Raw genomic sequence first — 16,039 nt, 5'->3', positions numbered from 1 at the left:
CAGATTTGGGAGAAACACAGAAAGCGCTAGAGTATTACAGCCAGTCGCTTCCCCTGAGTCGGGCAACAGGCGATCGCAGCGGGGAAGCTACCACCCTCAACAACATCGGCTTAGTGTACTCGGATTTGGGAGAAACACAGAAAGCGCTAGAGTATTACAGCCAGTCGCTTCCCCTATTTCGGGCAGTAGGCAATCGTGGTAAGGAAGCTACCACCCTCGGCAATATCGGTAGTATCTACTCAGATTTGGGAGAAACACAGAAAGCGCTAGAGTATTACAGCCAGTCGCTTCCCCTGAGTCGGGCAACAGGCGATCGCCGTGGGGAAGCTACCACCCTCTATGGTCTTGCCTATGTCAAACGGGATCTCGGCAATCTTACCGAAGCCCTCAAAAATATTGAATCTTCTCTCAAAATAATCGAAAACCTCCGCACTAAAATAGCCAGTCCTGAACTCCGCACCTCATATTTTGCCACAGTACAAAACTACTACGAATTCTACATCGATTTGTTAATGCAACTGCACAAAACTAATCCTAAATCCGGCTATGATACAAAAGCCTTAGAAGCCAGCGAACGTTCGAGGGCTCGCAGCCTCCTAGAACTTCTCCAAGAAAGTAACGCCAACATTCGTGAAGGTATTTCCCCCGATTTACTGCAACAAGAAAAGAGCCTGCAACAGCAACTTGATGCCGTTGAAAAGCAGAGCATCGAAGCCCTCAGTCACCCCAATCCCAACGCCACTAAAATCGATGAAATCGACAAACAGCGACTCTCACTTTTGCAAGAATATCAGCAAATTCAAACCCAAATTCGTAGCGCCAGCCCCCGCTACGCTGCCCTCACCCAACCCCAACCTTTAACGCTGCCAGAAATTCAGAAACAGATTCTCGATGAAAACACTATTTTATTGCAGTATTCCCTCGGCCTAAACCGCAGTTATTTGTGGGTTGTGACATCAACCGCACTAACTAGCTATGAATTACCAAAACGCGCTGACATTGAAACGGCAGCAGTGGCTTTCCGCACCGCTGTCACTAGCCCAACCCAGAGAAATATTCCCCAAAAAGTTGCCCAAGTAAGTGCAAATCTCGGTCAAATAATTTTACAGCCCGCCGCATCCCAATTAGGCAATAAACGCTTATTAATTGTTCCCGACGGCGTGCTGCACTATACCCCTTTCCCGGCGTTAACTATTTCCCAAACCCGGGGACAAAATACCAATGTTTCCTTAATTGCCGAACATGAAATTATTACCCTGCCTTCCGCCTCAACTCTCGCCATTCTCAGGCAAAATTATGGAGATAGAAAACCGCCGGGCCAAACTTTAGCAATTTTAGCCGATCCTGTTTTCAGTCCAGATGATGAAAGAATTAAAGGAAAAATCACCCAAGAAACGACTGAAAAGTTAGAAGCAAATAACCTCGGTTTAAATCGCTCGCTTCGTTCTTCCGAGATAGAATGGCCGCCAAAACGCCTACCATTTACCCGCCAAGAAGCCCAAACAATATCCAGCTTATTCCCCTCAGCTTTTAGCCGTCAAATATTTGATTTTGATGCCAGTCGCACTACTGCTACCGATGGAAATTTAGTCAATTATCAAATCATTCACTTAGCCACCCACGGCCTTGCCAATAGCAAAAATCCCGAACTGTCAGGAATTGTGATGTCGATGGTAGATGACAAAGGCAATCTGGTCAATGGTTTCTTGCGCCTCACGGATATTTTCAACTTGAAACTGGCGGCAAATTTAGTGGTTTTAAGTGCTTGTAAGACGGGAATGGGACAGAATGTTAAAGGCGAAGGAATGGTGGGATTAACGAGGGGTTTTATGTATGCAGGGGCGCAGCGGGTGGCAGTGAGTTTGTGGAGTGTAGATGATGAAGGAACTGCTGTGTTAATGCAAAAGTTTTATCAAAAAATGCAGCAACAAAAGTTAGCGCCGGCGGCAGCTTTGAGGGCGGCGCAGATTGAAATGATGCAGCAGGAAAAATGGAAATCTCCCTATTATTGGGCTGCTTTTACTCTTCAGGGCGAGTGGAAATGATATACACCACTTTTGCTGGTAAGTAAGTACATAACCCTTCTAGGGACAGGGCAATGCCCATTGGTGTCAAGTTAACGTTCAATTGGTAGTCCGATAGTCCGATAGTCCGACAGTCCGACAAGGAATGAATTCCCTGGCGGACTAACGGGTGGGCGGGCTAACAACTTAAGTTGACACCAATGGACCGAAGAGCCCGGAACGGGCATCTTGCCCGTTCCACAAAGAATGAGTTTTCTTGTGGGGTGGGCCGGAAAGCCCGCCCAGAGAAGGGTTTATCGCCCGCTAGCTAAAGCCTCCCGCAATTTGCGGCCCCGCGATTTATCCCGAAGTTCTGGAGTCGCCATCCGCAACACAAAATCCAGCAACCAAGGCGCAATTCGGTGACACCAAACTGCTAGATGACTTTGCCATCCTACCAAGATTTCCGGCGCATCTTTGTGCAATCCCGCGACAAGTGCTAGGGCAACTTTTTCGGGAGTTGTGGGCACTACCCAGCGAAATTGTTCCAAGTCTCGCACCATGTCGGTATCTGTTAGAGATGGCAGCAAAGCTGTGACTCGAACATTGTACTGAGTTAACTCGCTCCGCAAAGCTTGGGTGAATCCCAAAATCGCAAATTTGGTAGCAGAATAAGTCGCCATTGTCGGAGCGGCAATTTTGCCCATTAAGCTGGAAACATTGACGATGGTTCCCTCTTTTTGAGTCGCCATTCGCCGAGCTATCAAGCGGGTAATTGTGTAGGTTCCGAGCAAATTTAAGGCGATTTCTTCCTCGATTAACGGCAGCGGGGAACGCAAGAATGATGCTTGGTGCGCGACGCCTGCACAGTTGACTAGCAGGTGAATCGGGCCGCAATCTCGCCAAGCTTGGGCGATCGCAATATTCACCGCTACTGACTGAGTTAAATCCAAAGCTAACGGCACTACTTCTGTGCCCAAAACATCGATTTCCTCTGCCAGTTCAATTAATTGCTTGCGGTTGCGCGCCACAATCAACAAACGTTTGACTCCTTGTCTCGCTAATTCCAGGGCGATCGATCGCCCAATTCCGCGCGAAGCTCCTGTAACAAGAGCTGTTTTTCCTTGAAGTTGCATAGATTAAACCTTTTGGTTGATGCTCACCGCGGCACGGAGTTATGAGTTGTGAGTTGTGAATTATCAGTTATGAGTTGAATGTTTTGGCGGTAACAACTCATAATTCATAATTGTTGAAAAGGCTATCTTGTTTCGATAGACCTCATTTATTCGTGGGGTTAACTCAAAACTGAAAACTTTTGAATCGCTAACGTGCGCGTGAGTTGAACTAAACTTTTTTGGCTTGCCAGGAATCAGTCAAATATCTGGTCATTTAACCTCATGCAAGCAGACAAACCTGAGATGGGCAAGCCTAGTCGGGAAGCATGGACAAGCGGGCTTGATTACCGCTTTTTCTTCAGTCCGCAGAGGCGGAATTTGCCTGTGTAGCCGTGAATTTATTCGCCGGGAATTTGTTTTCTTCAGTCCGCAGAGGCGGACTTTGCCTGTGTAGCCGCGAATTTATTCGCCGGGAATATTCGCCGGGATTAGTTATTCGCCAGGGCTTAATTACCCCTTTTTTTTGTCCGCAGAGGCAGACGATATCCTGTGCAATCGCGACTTAAAATCGCCGGGGATTCGTGCGAATTGGCACAGGATAATTGAGCAATGCAGATTATCAATTCCACACCTCCTAGATATGAGAATTTCCTATCTACACACACCTTAACAACTAGAAGTTAAAGCGGCAACAATTTTTAATAAATCTTCTGCAACACTTCTTTACACAATTCTCATACGGCAGATTTCCAAGTGCCGTGAAAGCCCAAAGGTACGACACCGGGCAATTCTAGCTTGCAAACAGGTTCGCGGGAAAGTCCGTCGCTGTCAAATATCCAGACTTCGCTGCTGTCAGAATTGCCGTCATAAATAACTGTTACTATCCAACCTTTCTCCGACGAAATATCTGGAACGTAGATGGGCTCTGCGGGATAGCGATTTTCGCCCAAGTCGGCAATTGTGAGATTGCGGGTTTGCGTGTCCAAACGGGCGATCGCGCCGTAACGTTCCGGTACAATATCAACATCAGGGCGATACATTGCCAGATAAATATATCGCGAGTCTTGCCCTATTTCTGAAGCAGGTACCGTGGGAAACTCGCACGGTTGATCCAGCAATTCTTCGGCTGCTGTCACTTGGCCAGTTTGAGGATTTAGACACACCCGCCACAGAGTCCCCTCCGCATCGGTGCGAGTTTCGCCCGTCGCTACTTCTTTCAGCCGCTGATTAGTTTGAAAGTCAGCGAAGCGCACAAAATCTACAGCCACCGAACCATCTTCCTTCACAAAACCGTTAGCAAAATGCCACTGGAACCAAGGTTCTGTTTCGCCGCGACTAACTAAAGAGAGAGTTTCTGAGTCAAAAACTAATATCTGAGTACCTAACTCCGGTTTCCACTTAAAGGACTCGCTATAACTGCTAATTCCCGTTAACAATGGCAAAAAATTGACTTGCACCGGCGGGATAAAAAATATCAGATACTTTTCCGCAAAAACAAAATCGTGGAGCGCGTAAATTCCATCTAAAGCAACTGTTGATTGTTGCACGATTTTCCCAGTAAAATCGCTTTTATACAGATTCAACTTTGTAGTCGCACCGTTGGTAATTCCAAAGTTGAAAATATTGCCGGTAATCGGGTCGCGCTTGCAGTGAGCAGAATAAACAAATTTACTATCTAAAGTGCCTAAATCGTCCGTTCCCTGAGTTTCCAGGGTTTGCAAATCGAGGCGGTGAGGCGGGCCACCTTCCCACAATGCCAAAAGGCGATCGGGCAAAGCTAAAACAGAAGTATTGGCCGAATTTTTAACAGTTTTAGTCCACCGCAACCAAACAGGGCCCGGTGCTGTCATGCCATAATTACTGTAGAGAAATTTATCAGCTTTTTCTTCAGCTAGATATCCCGCTGTTTGCACGTAGCGATAAACAGCCGTAGCACCGACATCGGTAAAATGTACTGCCAAAATTGCACCGTCGCCATCAAACCAGTGTCCCGCAGCAACACCACCACGTTCCAAACGTCCGGGCCCGTTGCGGTAGAGACTGCCGCGCAATCCTGCGGGAATTTTACCGCTTTTAACGGATAACTGAGTCAGCGGAAATTCCGCAGCCGGACGGGCTAAAGCTTGAGCCCAGGATTTTTTAGGTGAGATTTTAGTGTCTGTTTTCATTTGAAACTGGCAATTTTCAACTGATATTGCAGAAATTTTCCTTTACAATTATAGCAAAAATCATCTATAACAGTGCTCGCGTGATCCATTCATCAAGGAATGAACAATTCTTCAATCCCCCAATCTAAAATCTAAAATCTAAAATCTAAAATCTCAACCTGTACCTCACTTAATCGAACAAGGGTATAACACCTATGACTCTCCGCCGCCGTGCTCTGCTGACAACTTTTGGGCTGACTGCTATTGGTACTCAGCTTGTGCCGTTAGCGAAGCCCTCGAAGAGGATCGCCCAAATCAACCTATCTCCCAAAAGTGCGATCGTGAAGCCGCGCCGCCTGCAAGTTGGCGATACTATAGCTTTAATCAATCCTGCCGCTTTCAACTATAAAAAAGAAATAGAGGATTTTTTTAAAGTTATCGAAAAGCTGGGATTAAAAGTTAAACTTGGAGAGCATTTTTACGATCGCTACGGCTATTTAGCGGGCAAGGATGCCGATCGCGCCGCCGATGTCAACGCAGCCTTTGCCGATGACTCAGTGCGAGCTATTTTTACCGGGATGGGCGGCTGGGGCTGCGGTCGGATCTTGTCGCTCCTGGATTACAATATGATCGGCAACAACCCCAAAATTATCATGGGATTTAGCGATATTACTGCGCTGTTGTTGGCGATTTATGCTAAAACTAATATAGTTACTTTTCACGGCCCTTTAGGTGCATCAAGTTGGAGTCCCTTTACAGTGGATTACGTCAAAAAAGTTTTGTTTGACGGAGGTTCTGTGACGATGCAAAACTCCCAAAGCGTGCAAGTTCAAACAATCGGGCGGGGCACAGCTAGGGGCACACTAATCGGCGGCAATTTATCAGTAATAGCAGCAATGGTGGGTTCTGCATATTTACCGCAGTGGGAAAACAGTATTTTGTTTGTTGAGGAAGTTGGCGAAGAAGTTTATCGCATCGATAGAATGTTGACGCAGCTTAAATTAGCGGGCATTCTCGATAAAATATCAGGTTTTATTTTCGGACAGTGTACCAAGTGCGAAGCTGAAAAACCCCAAGAGTCCCTAACCTTACCTCAAGTATTGTCCGACCACATTCGCCCTTTGAAGATTCCGGCGTGGTACGGTTCAATGGTGGGACACATCCGGGAACAGTTCACTTTGCCGATCGGTCAAGAAGTCGAAATCGACGCTGACTCTGGTACAATTAAATTGTTAGAATCCGCTGTCAGCTAAATCTTAAACTATTCTGGATATTACCGAGGCAGAGCCTCCGGATCTGGGTTCCCAGGCAGAGCCAGGGAACGAGAAATAAATTTAACACAAAATCTGAAATATCGTGAAAAAAACCGCACAATTAATTAAACCCTTAACAGTAATAATTTTGACAATTTTTTGCCTGTTGCCGCTCAATGCCTGTGCAGCAAGTAAAACCGCAGATGGCGACGCCATTTACCAGCAGCGAACAGTGCACAATCCCGACGGAATCGGCAAATTTTACATGGGTAGAGAAATTGCCCAAGTCATGGGATATCAAGGCGCTGGTTGGCTGGAAAGACCGTCTCGCGGCATGGAAGAAAAATCAGCTCGATTAGTGAACAATCTCGATTTAAAACCAACCGATATTGTCGCCGACATTGGAGCGGGAACGGGATATTTTAGCTTTCGCATCGCTCCCTTAGTTCCAGAAGGAAAGGTTTTGGCAGTTGACGTGCAGCCGGAAATGATTAATTTTATTAAATTGAATAAACAAGAAAAAAATATTGCTAACGTTGAGCCAGTTTTGGGAAGTATAGACAATCCTAATTTGCCGGAAAACAGCGTTGATTTAGTTGTGATGGTCGATGCTTATCACGAATTTGCATATCCCAGAGAAATGATGCAAGGAATTGTGAAAGCACTCAAACCGGGAGGCCGCACGGTATCGATCGAGTATCGAGGCGAAAACCCGATGATTCCCATTAAAGGTTTGCACAAAATGACGCAGAAGCAGGTGAAAAAAGAAATGGCAGCCGTCGGTTTAGTATGGAAAGAGACAAAAGATATGTTGCCCCAGCAGCATTTGATGGTGTTTGAGAAACCATCTCAAATTTAGCAGCCAAACAGAGCGATTGTGTACCATTTTTACTCATTTTTGTCAAGGTACAAAAGACGTATTTTTGAGGCTCGCGATCGCTCGGTCAAACATACTAAGCCTTAAGTAACCCTTAAGATAGACATTTTACTAAAAATACCATTTACAATTAAAAATTGATAACCCAGAGGCGCTTCTTTCATTTTTCAAGCGAAGAAGTGTCGCTATTAAGAAGTACCAGCGTGAACATTCCAAGTTCCATCCTCACCATGCTCGCCGGCATCGTAGTGACTCTGATCAGTCTCTGGTACGGGCAGAATCACGGTTTGATGCCGATCGCCGCCTCTGACGAAGCATCCGACATAGACGCACTTTTCAATACAATGATGACCATTTCCACTGGATTATTTATCATGGTCCAGGGAGTGCTAATCTTTGCTGCAATTAAATATCGCCGCCGTCAAGGAGACAACACAGACGGGCCGCCTTGGCATGACAACTTTCCCTTAGAAATTCTTTGGACAGCCGTGCCGGCGGTGATTATTTTAGGAATCGGAGTCTACAGTTTTGAGATTTACAACTCAATGGGAGGCCTCGATCCGATGGGTAATCACGACCACGGCACCATGCAAGCGCACTCTAAAATGCGGGGAAGTGCGATCGCAGCCACACTCTCAGATACACCCCAAAACGCCCCTCAAATTCCGTCTCAAAAACTTGTTGCTTTAGGCGTAGGCGCTTCCCCAGAAAATGAAGACAAACCAGCAGACTTAGTTGTAAATGTCACAGGTTTGCAGTACGCCTGGATTTTTAGCTATCCAGAAAGCGGCGTTAGTTCTGGCGAACTGCATATGCCACTCAACCGCGACGTACAGCTAAATATCTCAGCTCAAGACGTGCTGCACGCATTTTGGCTGCCAGAATTTCGCCTCAAACAAGATGCAATTCCCGGGCGGCCGAGCGAACTGAGATTTACACCAACTAAAACCGGCGAATACCGGGTTGTTTGTGCTGAATTGTGCGGCAGTTATCACGGAGCGATGAAAGCTGTAGCAGTCGTTCACACGCCAGAAGAATTCGACACTTGGCTGCAAAGCCAGCAAGTTGCTAGCAGTCAAAACTTAGAGCAAGCAGTTGCAGTCAATCCTGGGGAATTGTCAGACGGTGAATTTTTGGCTCCCTACGTCAGGGAAATAAAAATTAATTCCGAAACCCTAGAACAACTTCACCCAACTCATCACTAAAAATAGTCATTAGTTCCTGGCACTGAATCTTTGATCCTGAGCTAATAACTAATGACTAATAACTAATGACTAATAACTATGACACAAGCACAGTTCCAAGAAAGTGCCAACACTGAGGCTCGCGGAACAGCGCCCGCCGATAGACATTGGCGCGACTACTTCACTTTTAATACCGACCACAAAGTCATCGGTATTCAATACCTGGTAACAACATTTATTTTCTATCTAATCGGCGGCGTGATGGCAACTTTGGTGCGAACAGAACTCGCTACCCCCGACGCCGATTTTGTCACCCCCGAACTCTACAACAGTTTATTTACTGTTCACGCCACGGTGATGATATTCCTGTGGATTGTACCCGCCGGAGCCGGATTTGCTAACTTTTTAATCCCCTTAATGATAGGGGCACAAGACATGGCATTTCCCAGGCTGAATGCCGTTGCCTTTTGGCTGATTCCCGTAGGCGGCGTGTTGCTGTTGAGCAGTTTTTTGGTGGGAGCTCCGCAGGCGGGTTGGACTTCCTATCCGCCTTTGAGCTTAGTTACTGCTCAAGCGGGGGAAGAAATTTGGATTCTCAGCGTTTTGATTCTGGGAACTTCTTCGATTTTGGGGGCGGTTAATTTTGCCGTTACCATCTTTACCATGCGCGTTCCGAGCATGAGTCTCAATGAAATGCCTTTGTTTTGCTGGGCGATGATTGCGACTTCAGCTCTGACTTTGATTGCTACTCCAGTGTTAGCCGCAGCTTTGATTTTGCTGTCGTTTGACTTGTTAGCAGGAACGGCATTTTTTAACCCCACAGGCAACGGCGATCCCATCGTCTACCAGCATTTATTCTGGTTTTATTCGCACCCGGCAGTTTACATTATGATTATGCCCTTTTTCGGGGTGATTTCAGAAGTTTTGCCGGTGCATTCCCGCAAGCCAATTTTTGGTTATTTGGCGATCGCATATTCCAGTCTCGCGATCAGCTTTTTGGGCTTGATCGTGTGGGCGCACCATATGTTTACCAGCGGCACTCCCGGCTGGCTGCGGATGTTTTTTATGATCACGACTATGATCATCGCCGTACCAACTGGGATTAAAATATTTAGCTGGTTGGCAACTATTTGGGGAGGAAAACTCCGGCTTGTCAGCGCCATGCTATTTGGGATGGGTTTTATCTCAACATTTGTGCTCGGCGGCATCACCGGGATCATGGTGGCTTCCGTACCTTTCGACATTCACGTTCACGACACTTATTTTGTCGTCGCTCACCTGCACTACGTGCTATTTGGCGGCTCAGTGTTTGGAATTTACGCTGCTTTTTACCACTGGTTCCCCAAAATGACGGGGCGGATGATTAATGAATTTTGGGGTAGAGTTCACTTTGTTTTAACCTATGTTGGCTTTACTGTAACTTTCTTGCCGATGCACGCTTTGGGGATGCAAGGAATGCCTCGGCGGGTGGCAATGTACGACCCAAAATTTACCACAATTAATGTCATTTGTACTGTAGGTGCTTATATGCTGGCAGTGTCTACAATCCCGTTTATCATTAATGTGATTTGGAGCTGGAGGTACGGCCCGAAAGCAGGTGACAATCCTTGGCAAGCTTTGAGTTTGGAATGGATGACGACTTCGCCGCCCCCCATCGAAAATTTTGAAGGAGTGCCGGTATTGGCAACGGGGCCCTACGATTACGGCATGGAAAAAATTCAGCATACTGGGGAACGTCTCAGGCTCAAGCTGAGGGAAAATGCCACCCGCAACGCCCAGAAAACAGGTATTCCTATTGCGGAGGCTCAAGCTTCAACTTTCTTGGGCCGTACTGCAACTTTGGTCGCTCCTGAATCAGAGGTAAATGCTGATTCTCCTGCTGATGAAAGTCAAGATGGCGAATAGTTATTAGTCATCAGTCATCATTTATTAGTCAAAAGTCATTAGTCATTAGTTATTAGTTATTGTGCGTTGCAATATCAGAACTTGGGACAAATGACTTTTGATAGTAACAGCACACCAGCGATGTAGGGATAAAAAATTTCCCCTCTTGCTTCTTCCCTCTTCCTTCAACATCCATTACCAACTAGCAATTTATTATGCAAATTCCAGCGATCGATCCGACAAAAACAGCCCTAAATTACCATCACGAGGGCGAAGTAGAAGCACACGGTGTCGAGCATCCCGACCACCGAATGTTAGGTGTAATTGTGTTCCTGTGCGCTGAAGGCATGATATTTTTCGGTATGTTTGCCGCGTATTTGATTTATCGGGCGATGGCGCCCGTGTGGCCTCCTGAAGGTACCCCGGAGCGAGAGTTATTGCTGCCGGGAATCAATACGATAATTCTGATTGCTAGCAGTTTTGTGATTCACAATGCGGATACTGCAATCAAAAAGAATGATGCCGCCGGAATGCGGAATTGGTTGCTCGTAACTATTGCTATGGGCGCAGTTTTCTTGTTCGGTCAAGTTTACGAATACACTCATTTAGAGTTTGGCTTGACGACGAATTTGTATGCCAGTTGCTTTTACGTTTTGACTGCTTTTCACGGCTTGCACGTTACCTTGGGAGTGCTGTTGATGGTGGCGGTGGTGTGGCGATCGCGCGCGCAAGGCCATTATTCTAGCGAGCACCACTTTGGAATCGAAGCGACTGAGATTTACTGGCACTTTGTGGATGTGATTTGGATTGTTTTGTTTCTGTTACTGTATATTTTGTGATCCCAGAGGCTTTTCGACCTCTGCCACAAGAGATTTGTAAGACCCCCAATTGGGGGTTTTTTTATTGTTTGGAGAGTGCGATCGAGCTTCATTCACATGAATCAAAGCCGATCGCGCTAAACTAAAAGTAGCAATTCTCTTATCCAGCAGCATTGAGAAAATTATGCAGTGCGAATTGTGCGATCGACAAATGGAAGCATTAACCGCCCATCACCTCACCCCCAAACAAAACACCAAGCGGAAAAACGAAGCTCCCAGCCCGACAATCGACATTTGCTCAGCCTGTCACCGCCAGATTCACTCTCTATTTGACAACAAACACCTCGCCCAAGAGCTCAATACCCTGGAAAAGCTCAAAAATAACCCAGAACTCCAGAAATTTGTCTCTTGGATTAAGAAACAAAAAACCGACAAACGCATTCAAGTACGCGGCAAAAAAGCTCGATCGTAGGGCGAGAAATTAGGTATATAGTCCTGGACGCAGTTACTATCTGAAGCCCAGTTTCTTGATTAATTTTTCCTTCCCTAAGCCAAAATTTTCCATAGAAACCCGGTTTGTTTGCGTAAATCCTAGTATAGTGATTTACTTATTGGTAACAAGCTGCCAACAATTATTATGAACCTCACCTCCCTCGAACTCGCAAAAGACCGAGCGCGCATCTTCAAAAACTACCTCCAAATGGAAATAGATGCCCAAGCTAACATAAACAAACTAGCTTTTTTAGACAGGGGCATTGAAAAATCCCCTTACCAACAAGAAATTAAAAACTATCCCGATTATCTCAAACAGAAACCAGACGGCTTAAAAGTAATTAGCTCTATTCCCGGCCCCAATAATCCCCTCAAACCTACCCCGTTTCCCAGCCTGGGAGAACTACCTCAAATTAACTCTCAAGCTTTAAATTTTTTGCACGCAGATATTAAGGAAGCCTGCGTTTGTATTGGTACTTTTGTAGACGGCAAAATTCAGGCACAGTGGCTGGGAAAAAACGCGCTTACCAATGCTGAGCAGTGGAGTGCCACTAAAATTATCGCACTCCTTAATATCGTCAGTCAAATAAATAGCAAATATCCCGACTGCGACATTGACAACTGCGTTGTTAGAGATGGCAACGGGCTAAGACACGATTTTTACTTTTATGATGTAGCAAAAGACATGATTAGCTATGCCTCAAATATAGCAAGTTCAAACTCCTTAGCCGCGATGTTCAAACGCTTCGATACTCGCATAGGACTAGAGCAATGGCTGAAGAGCGCTACTGGCAATAACGACCTAATTTTTCGCGGCGATTACGGAGAAAATCCTTATGTCAACAACCCAAAAATCTTCGATCTCACCAAAAAACAAGTGCTGCTAAGTGCCGCAGTAAACAGCACCAAACAAAAAAATTCCGTATCTGCTTATGACTTGACCAGGCTGATTTCTATGTTAGGATGGCACTTCCACATCGAACAGCGATCGCGCCTGAAAGGATCTCAGTGGAACAGCCTAGAAAGCATTGTCAGAGCAATGGGACATGACAGCGCTCGATATGTGGACGTAGCAATTAAAACTTTGGGGATGGATAGCCTGATCACTTCTCCAGTAATTATCTCAAAATTGGGTTACGGACTGAGCTCGATCAGGGGAACCCTAGAAACAGTTTATGTGGCTTTAGTGCGGTTTGTTGACGAACGGCCGAAGGCGGCGGGAAAGCCGGCAAAACTCAGAACTTTAGCCATGACTTTGCGGGCAGAAAAACCTGTAGGCGGTTCCAGCAGTGTCGATCGCTTGGCGATCGAACTCGACGCCAGATTTTGCGCCGAAGTCACGGAAATTCTCCGCCGATTGTTTGCGGAAGAATTTTAAAGGCGGGCGATCGACTAATGAGAGAGTCGGTGAAACTTGCGGTAAAGCATCCTGTTCACCGGCTTTCCCTCCCGCAAATGTTGCTCAGTTATTGCCGCAACTTCCTCCTGACAAACACCGCTGTACCAAACCTCTTCTGGCAGCACCAACACCATCGGCCCGTTGCCACACTGTCCCAAACAACTGCTAGCAACAACTTCAACTTCTGAGGGCGACAATTTCTGAAATGCTGCCAGTATCTTTGCTGAATTTTGCTTGCGACAAGTGCGGTTTTGGCAAACAAGAACTCGCCTAGAAGATTCAATCATTTTCATATTTTTTACTTGACATTCTGGTACATATATGCTATTTTTTATCATGGGGATAATTGTGACCATATATGCCCAAATTTTAAGGTGCGCCGCAACGCACCCTACGATTAATCTGGTGACAACCCTTTAGAAGCCAACCATTGGCGATCGAACAAACGCGACTGATACCGAGCCCCACCGTCGCAGAGTACCGTAACAATCGTATGTCCTGGCCCCATTTGCTTCGCCAAAGCCAAAGCCGCCCCTACATTAATCCCTACAGAACCGCCCATAAACAGCCCTTCTTTCCTCAGCAGTTGGTAAATCACCCGAACAGCTTCAGTATCGTCAATTTGAATGGCATCGTCTACCGGGGCATTCTCCATATTTCCAGTCACGCGAGTGGTGCCAATTCCCTCAGTAATCGAACTGCCTTCAGTCTTAATTTCCCCAGTTTTGAAATAACTGTAAAGCCCGCTGCCCATCGGGTCTGCCAAGACAATTCTCACAGCAGGATTTTTTTCTTTCAAAAACATTCCTACGCCAGCAAAAGTTCCCCCAGTACCCGTTGCGGCTACCCAAGCATCAATTTTCCCGTTTGTTTGTTCCCAAATTTCCGGGCCCGTTGTCTCGTAATGAGCTCGGCGATTGGCTAAATTGTCAAACTGATTTGCCCAGACAGCATTCTCCATTTCCGCAGCCAATCTTCCCGACAATTTGACATAATTATTCGGGTCTTTGTAAGGAACAGCGGGGACAGTCCGAACTTCAGCGCCCAAGGTTTTCAAAGCATCGATTTTTTCTTGAGATTGGTTATCGGGAATCACAATCAAACATTTGTAACCTTTAGCGTTGCAAATGTGCGCCAAACCGATGCCAGTATTGCCGGCAGTGCCTTCAACAACGGTGCCGCCCGGTTTCAGCAAGCCTTTTTCTTCTGCGTCTTTGATGATGTATAAAGCAGCCCTATCTTTAACGGAACCGCCGGGATTTAGAAACTCTGCTTTGCCGAGAATTTCGCAGCCAGTTTCATCGCTGAAGCTGTTTAAACGAATTAGTGGTGTGTTGCCGATTGTGCCTACAAAGCCATTTTTAATATCCATATTTTTTGCGTGTGTGTATCCTATGATTAATTTTTACAATAAGTTGATATTTATTGCTACCACTTTTACCAAATCTTGCTCATATTAAGTATGAATCCGGGCAAAACGGGGTCGCCGCTGACTGTCACGGGATTCTCCAAACATTCCTCTGGCAAAGCAGGACGGTAAATATAAACTCTGCGATTTTTGCGGTCAATTAACCAGCCTAACTGCACTCCGGGTTCTCTCATATATTCTTGCATTTTGTCTTGCAATGGCTTGAGATTGTCAGAAGCAGACCTCAGTTCTACTACAAAATCCGGGCAAATCGGGGCAAACTTTTGCTTTTGTTCTGGTGACAAAGCATTCCACCGTTCCAGTTTAATCCACGAGGCATCTGGAGACTTGTCACCCATTGAAAGCTTAAATCCCGTACTGGAGTCAAAACAGATACCAGTTCCATCTTGCCCGGCCCAAATATACAACTCTCCAAACACGCTACCGCTGCGATTTCCCGTCTCCGAACCAGTAGGGGGCATAATTAGCAATTCTCCCGATTTGTTGCGTTCAATGCGTAACTCACTATTGATTTGACAGAACTCGAAAAACTCGTCGTCTGTCATTTGCAATTTGGGCGGTACTCGCAACACAATTGTTGATGAGAGCATTTTGCCTTTCCTCAAATCTAAAGTATTTACAAAAGATTGCACAATCTCTTTATTTGTAGTGAAGACTTTAGTCCTCAAAAATCCGGATTAAGGACTCAAGTCCTAACTACAAGCTGGTTTGACGCGCGAATTATAGAGGTAAGGTGTGCACTGCACACCTTACATAATTAGGTTCTGCCTCCAGGAATGTTAAACCTATTTATTCGGCTGAGGAGTCATCCGCAAATAAGGCTTAATCGGCGTATAACCTTTAGGAAATTTCTCTTCCAACTCTTTCGGGTCGGTAATCGAAGGTACGATTACGCAATCGTCGCCGTCTTTCCAATCAACTGGAGTCGCAACGCTGTATTTGTCCGTAAGTTGCAAGGAATCAATTACTCGCAAAATTTCATTAAAATTCCGACCAGTGCTAGCAGGATAAGTAATGCTCAAACGCAATTTCTTTTCCGGGTCAATAACAAAAACTGTGCGGATTGTTAAGTTGTTTAGCGAGTTAGGATGGATCATGTCGTAAATGTCGGAGACTTTACGATCGCCATCTGCTAAAATCGGATAATTGAGGGTGACATTCTGAGTTTCCTCAATATCTTTAATCCAGCCCATGTGAGAATCCACATCATCGACGCTGAGGGCAATGGTTTTGACGCCCCGCTTTTCAAATTCAGACTTGAGACGGGCCACTGCACCGAGTTCTGTGGTGCAAACTGGAGTATAGTCTTTCGGGTGAGAAAACAACACGACCCAGCTATCCCCAGCCCAGTCGTAGAAATTGATTTCCCCTTCAGACGAAGCTTGGGTAAAGTTGGGAACTGTATCGCCTAATCGCAGAGTCATAACTGATTTCCTCT

The 16,039-nt window shown here is 45.9% G+C and carries 14 protein-coding genes; 8 read left to right on the top strand and 6 right to left on the bottom strand.

From position 1 onward, the window contains the following. Positions 1 to 2,045: CHAT domain-containing tetratricopeptide repeat protein (locus QUA53_RS17055; protein ID WP_333098606.1), on the top strand; the 2,045-nt coding region annotated here is incomplete at its 5' end. Positions 2,046 to 2,317: 272 nt separating this feature from the next. Here the strand turns inward: QUA53_RS17055 and QUA53_RS17050 are convergent. Both QUA53_RS17050 and QUA53_RS17045 read right to left on the bottom strand, forming a co-directional pair. After that, on the bottom strand, positions 2,318 to 3,139 hold the full coding sequence (locus QUA53_RS17050) for an SDR family NAD(P)-dependent oxidoreductase (protein ID WP_333098608.1): 822 nt from the start codon (positions 3,137 to 3,139) through the stop codon (positions 2,318 to 2,320). A 713-nt stretch (positions 3,140 to 3,852) separates the two neighbouring features. Continuing rightward, complete coding sequence (locus tag QUA53_RS17045; protein WP_333098610.1) at positions 3,853 to 5,286, bottom strand: carotenoid oxygenase family protein; 1,434 nt, start codon at positions 5,284 to 5,286, stop codon at positions 3,853 to 3,855. Between the two features lie 194 nt (positions 5,287 to 5,480). On the opposite strand from QUA53_RS17045, the gene QUA53_RS17040 reads away from it, so the two are divergent. The 7 genes from QUA53_RS17040 (at position 5,481) to QUA53_RS17010 (ending at position 13,151) form a co-directional block, all read left to right on the top strand. Then, the gene (locus QUA53_RS17040) at positions 5,481 to 6,518 is read left to right on the top strand and encodes an LD-carboxypeptidase (protein WP_333098612.1); all 1,038 of its coding nucleotides are present in this window, start codon (positions 5,481 to 5,483) and stop codon (positions 6,516 to 6,518) included. A 103-nt stretch (positions 6,519 to 6,621) separates the two neighbouring features. Next, positions 6,622 to 7,377 (top strand): class I SAM-dependent methyltransferase, encoded by a 756-nt coding sequence (locus QUA53_RS17035; protein WP_333098613.1) that lies wholly within the window; start codon positions 6,622 to 6,624, stop codon positions 7,375 to 7,377. A 221-nt stretch (positions 7,378 to 7,598) separates the two neighbouring features. Beyond that, positions 7,599 to 8,600, top strand: a complete 1,002-nt coding sequence (locus QUA53_RS17030) for a cytochrome c oxidase subunit II (RefSeq protein ID WP_333098616.1) — start codon at positions 7,599 to 7,601, stop codon at positions 8,598 to 8,600. A 78-nt stretch (positions 8,601 to 8,678) separates the two neighbouring features. Continuing rightward, on the top strand, positions 8,679 to 10,484 hold the full coding sequence (gene ctaD / locus QUA53_RS17025) for a cytochrome c oxidase subunit I (RefSeq protein ID WP_333098617.1): 1,806 nt from the start codon (positions 8,679 to 8,681) through the stop codon (positions 10,482 to 10,484). 194 nt (positions 10,485 to 10,678) lie between these two features. Then, a complete protein-coding gene (locus QUA53_RS17020) occupies positions 10,679 to 11,302 on the top strand; it encodes a heme-copper oxidase subunit III (protein ID WP_333098619.1) in 624 nt (207 codons plus the stop codon). A 163-nt stretch (positions 11,303 to 11,465) separates the two neighbouring features. Next, positions 11,466 to 11,753, top strand: a complete 288-nt coding sequence (locus QUA53_RS17015) for a hypothetical protein (RefSeq protein ID WP_333098620.1) — start codon at positions 11,466 to 11,468, stop codon at positions 11,751 to 11,753. Between the two features lie 165 nt (positions 11,754 to 11,918). Then, positions 11,919 to 13,151 carry a hypothetical protein gene (locus QUA53_RS17010; RefSeq protein WP_333098622.1) on the top strand — a complete coding sequence of 411 codons (1,233 nt, stop codon included), beginning with the start codon at positions 11,919 to 11,921 and terminating at the stop codon, positions 13,149 to 13,151. Positions 13,152 to 13,165: 14 nt separating this feature from the next. Here QUA53_RS17010 and QUA53_RS17005 read toward each other — a convergent pair whose 3' ends face one another. The 4 genes from QUA53_RS17005 to QUA53_RS16990 form a co-directional block, all read right to left on the bottom strand. Further along, complete coding sequence (locus QUA53_RS17005) at positions 13,166 to 13,459, bottom strand: (2Fe-2S) ferredoxin domain-containing protein (RefSeq protein ID WP_445305239.1); 294 nt, start codon at positions 13,457 to 13,459, stop codon at positions 13,166 to 13,168. A gap of 110 nt (positions 13,460 to 13,569) precedes the next feature. Next, a complete protein-coding gene (locus QUA53_RS17000; protein WP_333098626.1) occupies positions 13,570 to 14,544 on the bottom strand; it encodes a cysteine synthase A in 975 nt (324 codons plus the stop codon). A 65-nt stretch (positions 14,545 to 14,609) separates the two neighbouring features. Continuing rightward, positions 14,610 to 15,191, bottom strand: a complete 582-nt coding sequence (locus tag QUA53_RS16995; RefSeq protein WP_333098628.1) for a Uma2 family endonuclease — start codon at positions 15,189 to 15,191, stop codon at positions 14,610 to 14,612. A gap of 195 nt (positions 15,192 to 15,386) precedes the next feature. After that, positions 15,387 to 16,025, bottom strand: coding sequence for a peroxiredoxin (locus tag QUA53_RS16990; protein WP_006632618.1), 639 nt, complete (start codon positions 16,023 to 16,025; stop codon positions 15,387 to 15,389). Between the last annotated feature and the right edge of the window lie 14 nt (positions 16,026 to 16,039).

Source organism: Microcoleus sp. Pol12B3, assembly GCF_036701355.1.
Taxonomy (GTDB): domain Bacteria; phylum Cyanobacteriota; class Cyanobacteriia; order Cyanobacteriales; family Microcoleaceae; genus Microcoleus.
Note: the sequence above shows the minus strand (reverse complement) of the source record. Positions and strands in the feature narration are given on the sequence as shown.

What these genes read in the sequence shown, in the direction of transcription:
- QUA53_RS17010 (WP_333098622.1), top strand. Translation starts at nt 11,919, where the DNA reads ATGAACCTCACCTCCCTCGAACTCGCAAAAGACCGAGCGCGCATCTTC.
- ctaD (WP_333098617.1), top strand. Translation starts at nt 8,679, where the DNA reads ATGACACAAGCACAGTTCCAAGAAAGTGCCAACACTGAGGCTCGCGGA.
- QUA53_RS17000 (WP_333098626.1), bottom strand. Translation starts at nt 14,544, where the DNA reads ATGGATATTAAAAATGGCTTTGTAGGCACAATCGGCAACACACCACTA.
- QUA53_RS17045 (WP_333098610.1), bottom strand. Translation starts at nt 5,286, where the DNA reads ATGAAAACAGACACTAAAATCTCACCTAAAAAATCCTGGGCTCAAGCT.
- QUA53_RS17040 (WP_333098612.1), top strand. Translation starts at nt 5,481, where the DNA reads ATGACTCTCCGCCGCCGTGCTCTGCTGACAACTTTTGGGCTGACTGCT.
- QUA53_RS16990 (WP_006632618.1), bottom strand. Translation starts at nt 16,025, where the DNA reads ATGACTCTGCGATTAGGCGATACAGTTCCCAACTTTACCCAAGCTTCG.
- QUA53_RS17020 (WP_333098619.1), top strand. Translation starts at nt 10,679, where the DNA reads ATGCAAATTCCAGCGATCGATCCGACAAAAACAGCCCTAAATTACCAT.
- QUA53_RS16995 (WP_333098628.1), bottom strand. Translation starts at nt 15,191, where the DNA reads ATGCTCTCATCAACAATTGTGTTGCGAGTACCGCCCAAATTGCAAATG.
- QUA53_RS17015 (WP_333098620.1), top strand. Translation starts at nt 11,466, where the DNA reads ATGCAGTGCGAATTGTGCGATCGACAAATGGAAGCATTAACCGCCCAT.
- QUA53_RS17005 (WP_445305239.1), bottom strand. Translation starts at nt 13,459, where the DNA reads ATGATTGAATCTTCTAGGCGAGTTCTTGTTTGCCAAAACCGCACTTGT.
- QUA53_RS17050 (WP_333098608.1), bottom strand. Translation starts at nt 3,139, where the DNA reads ATGCAACTTCAAGGAAAAACAGCTCTTGTTACAGGAGCTTCGCGCGGA.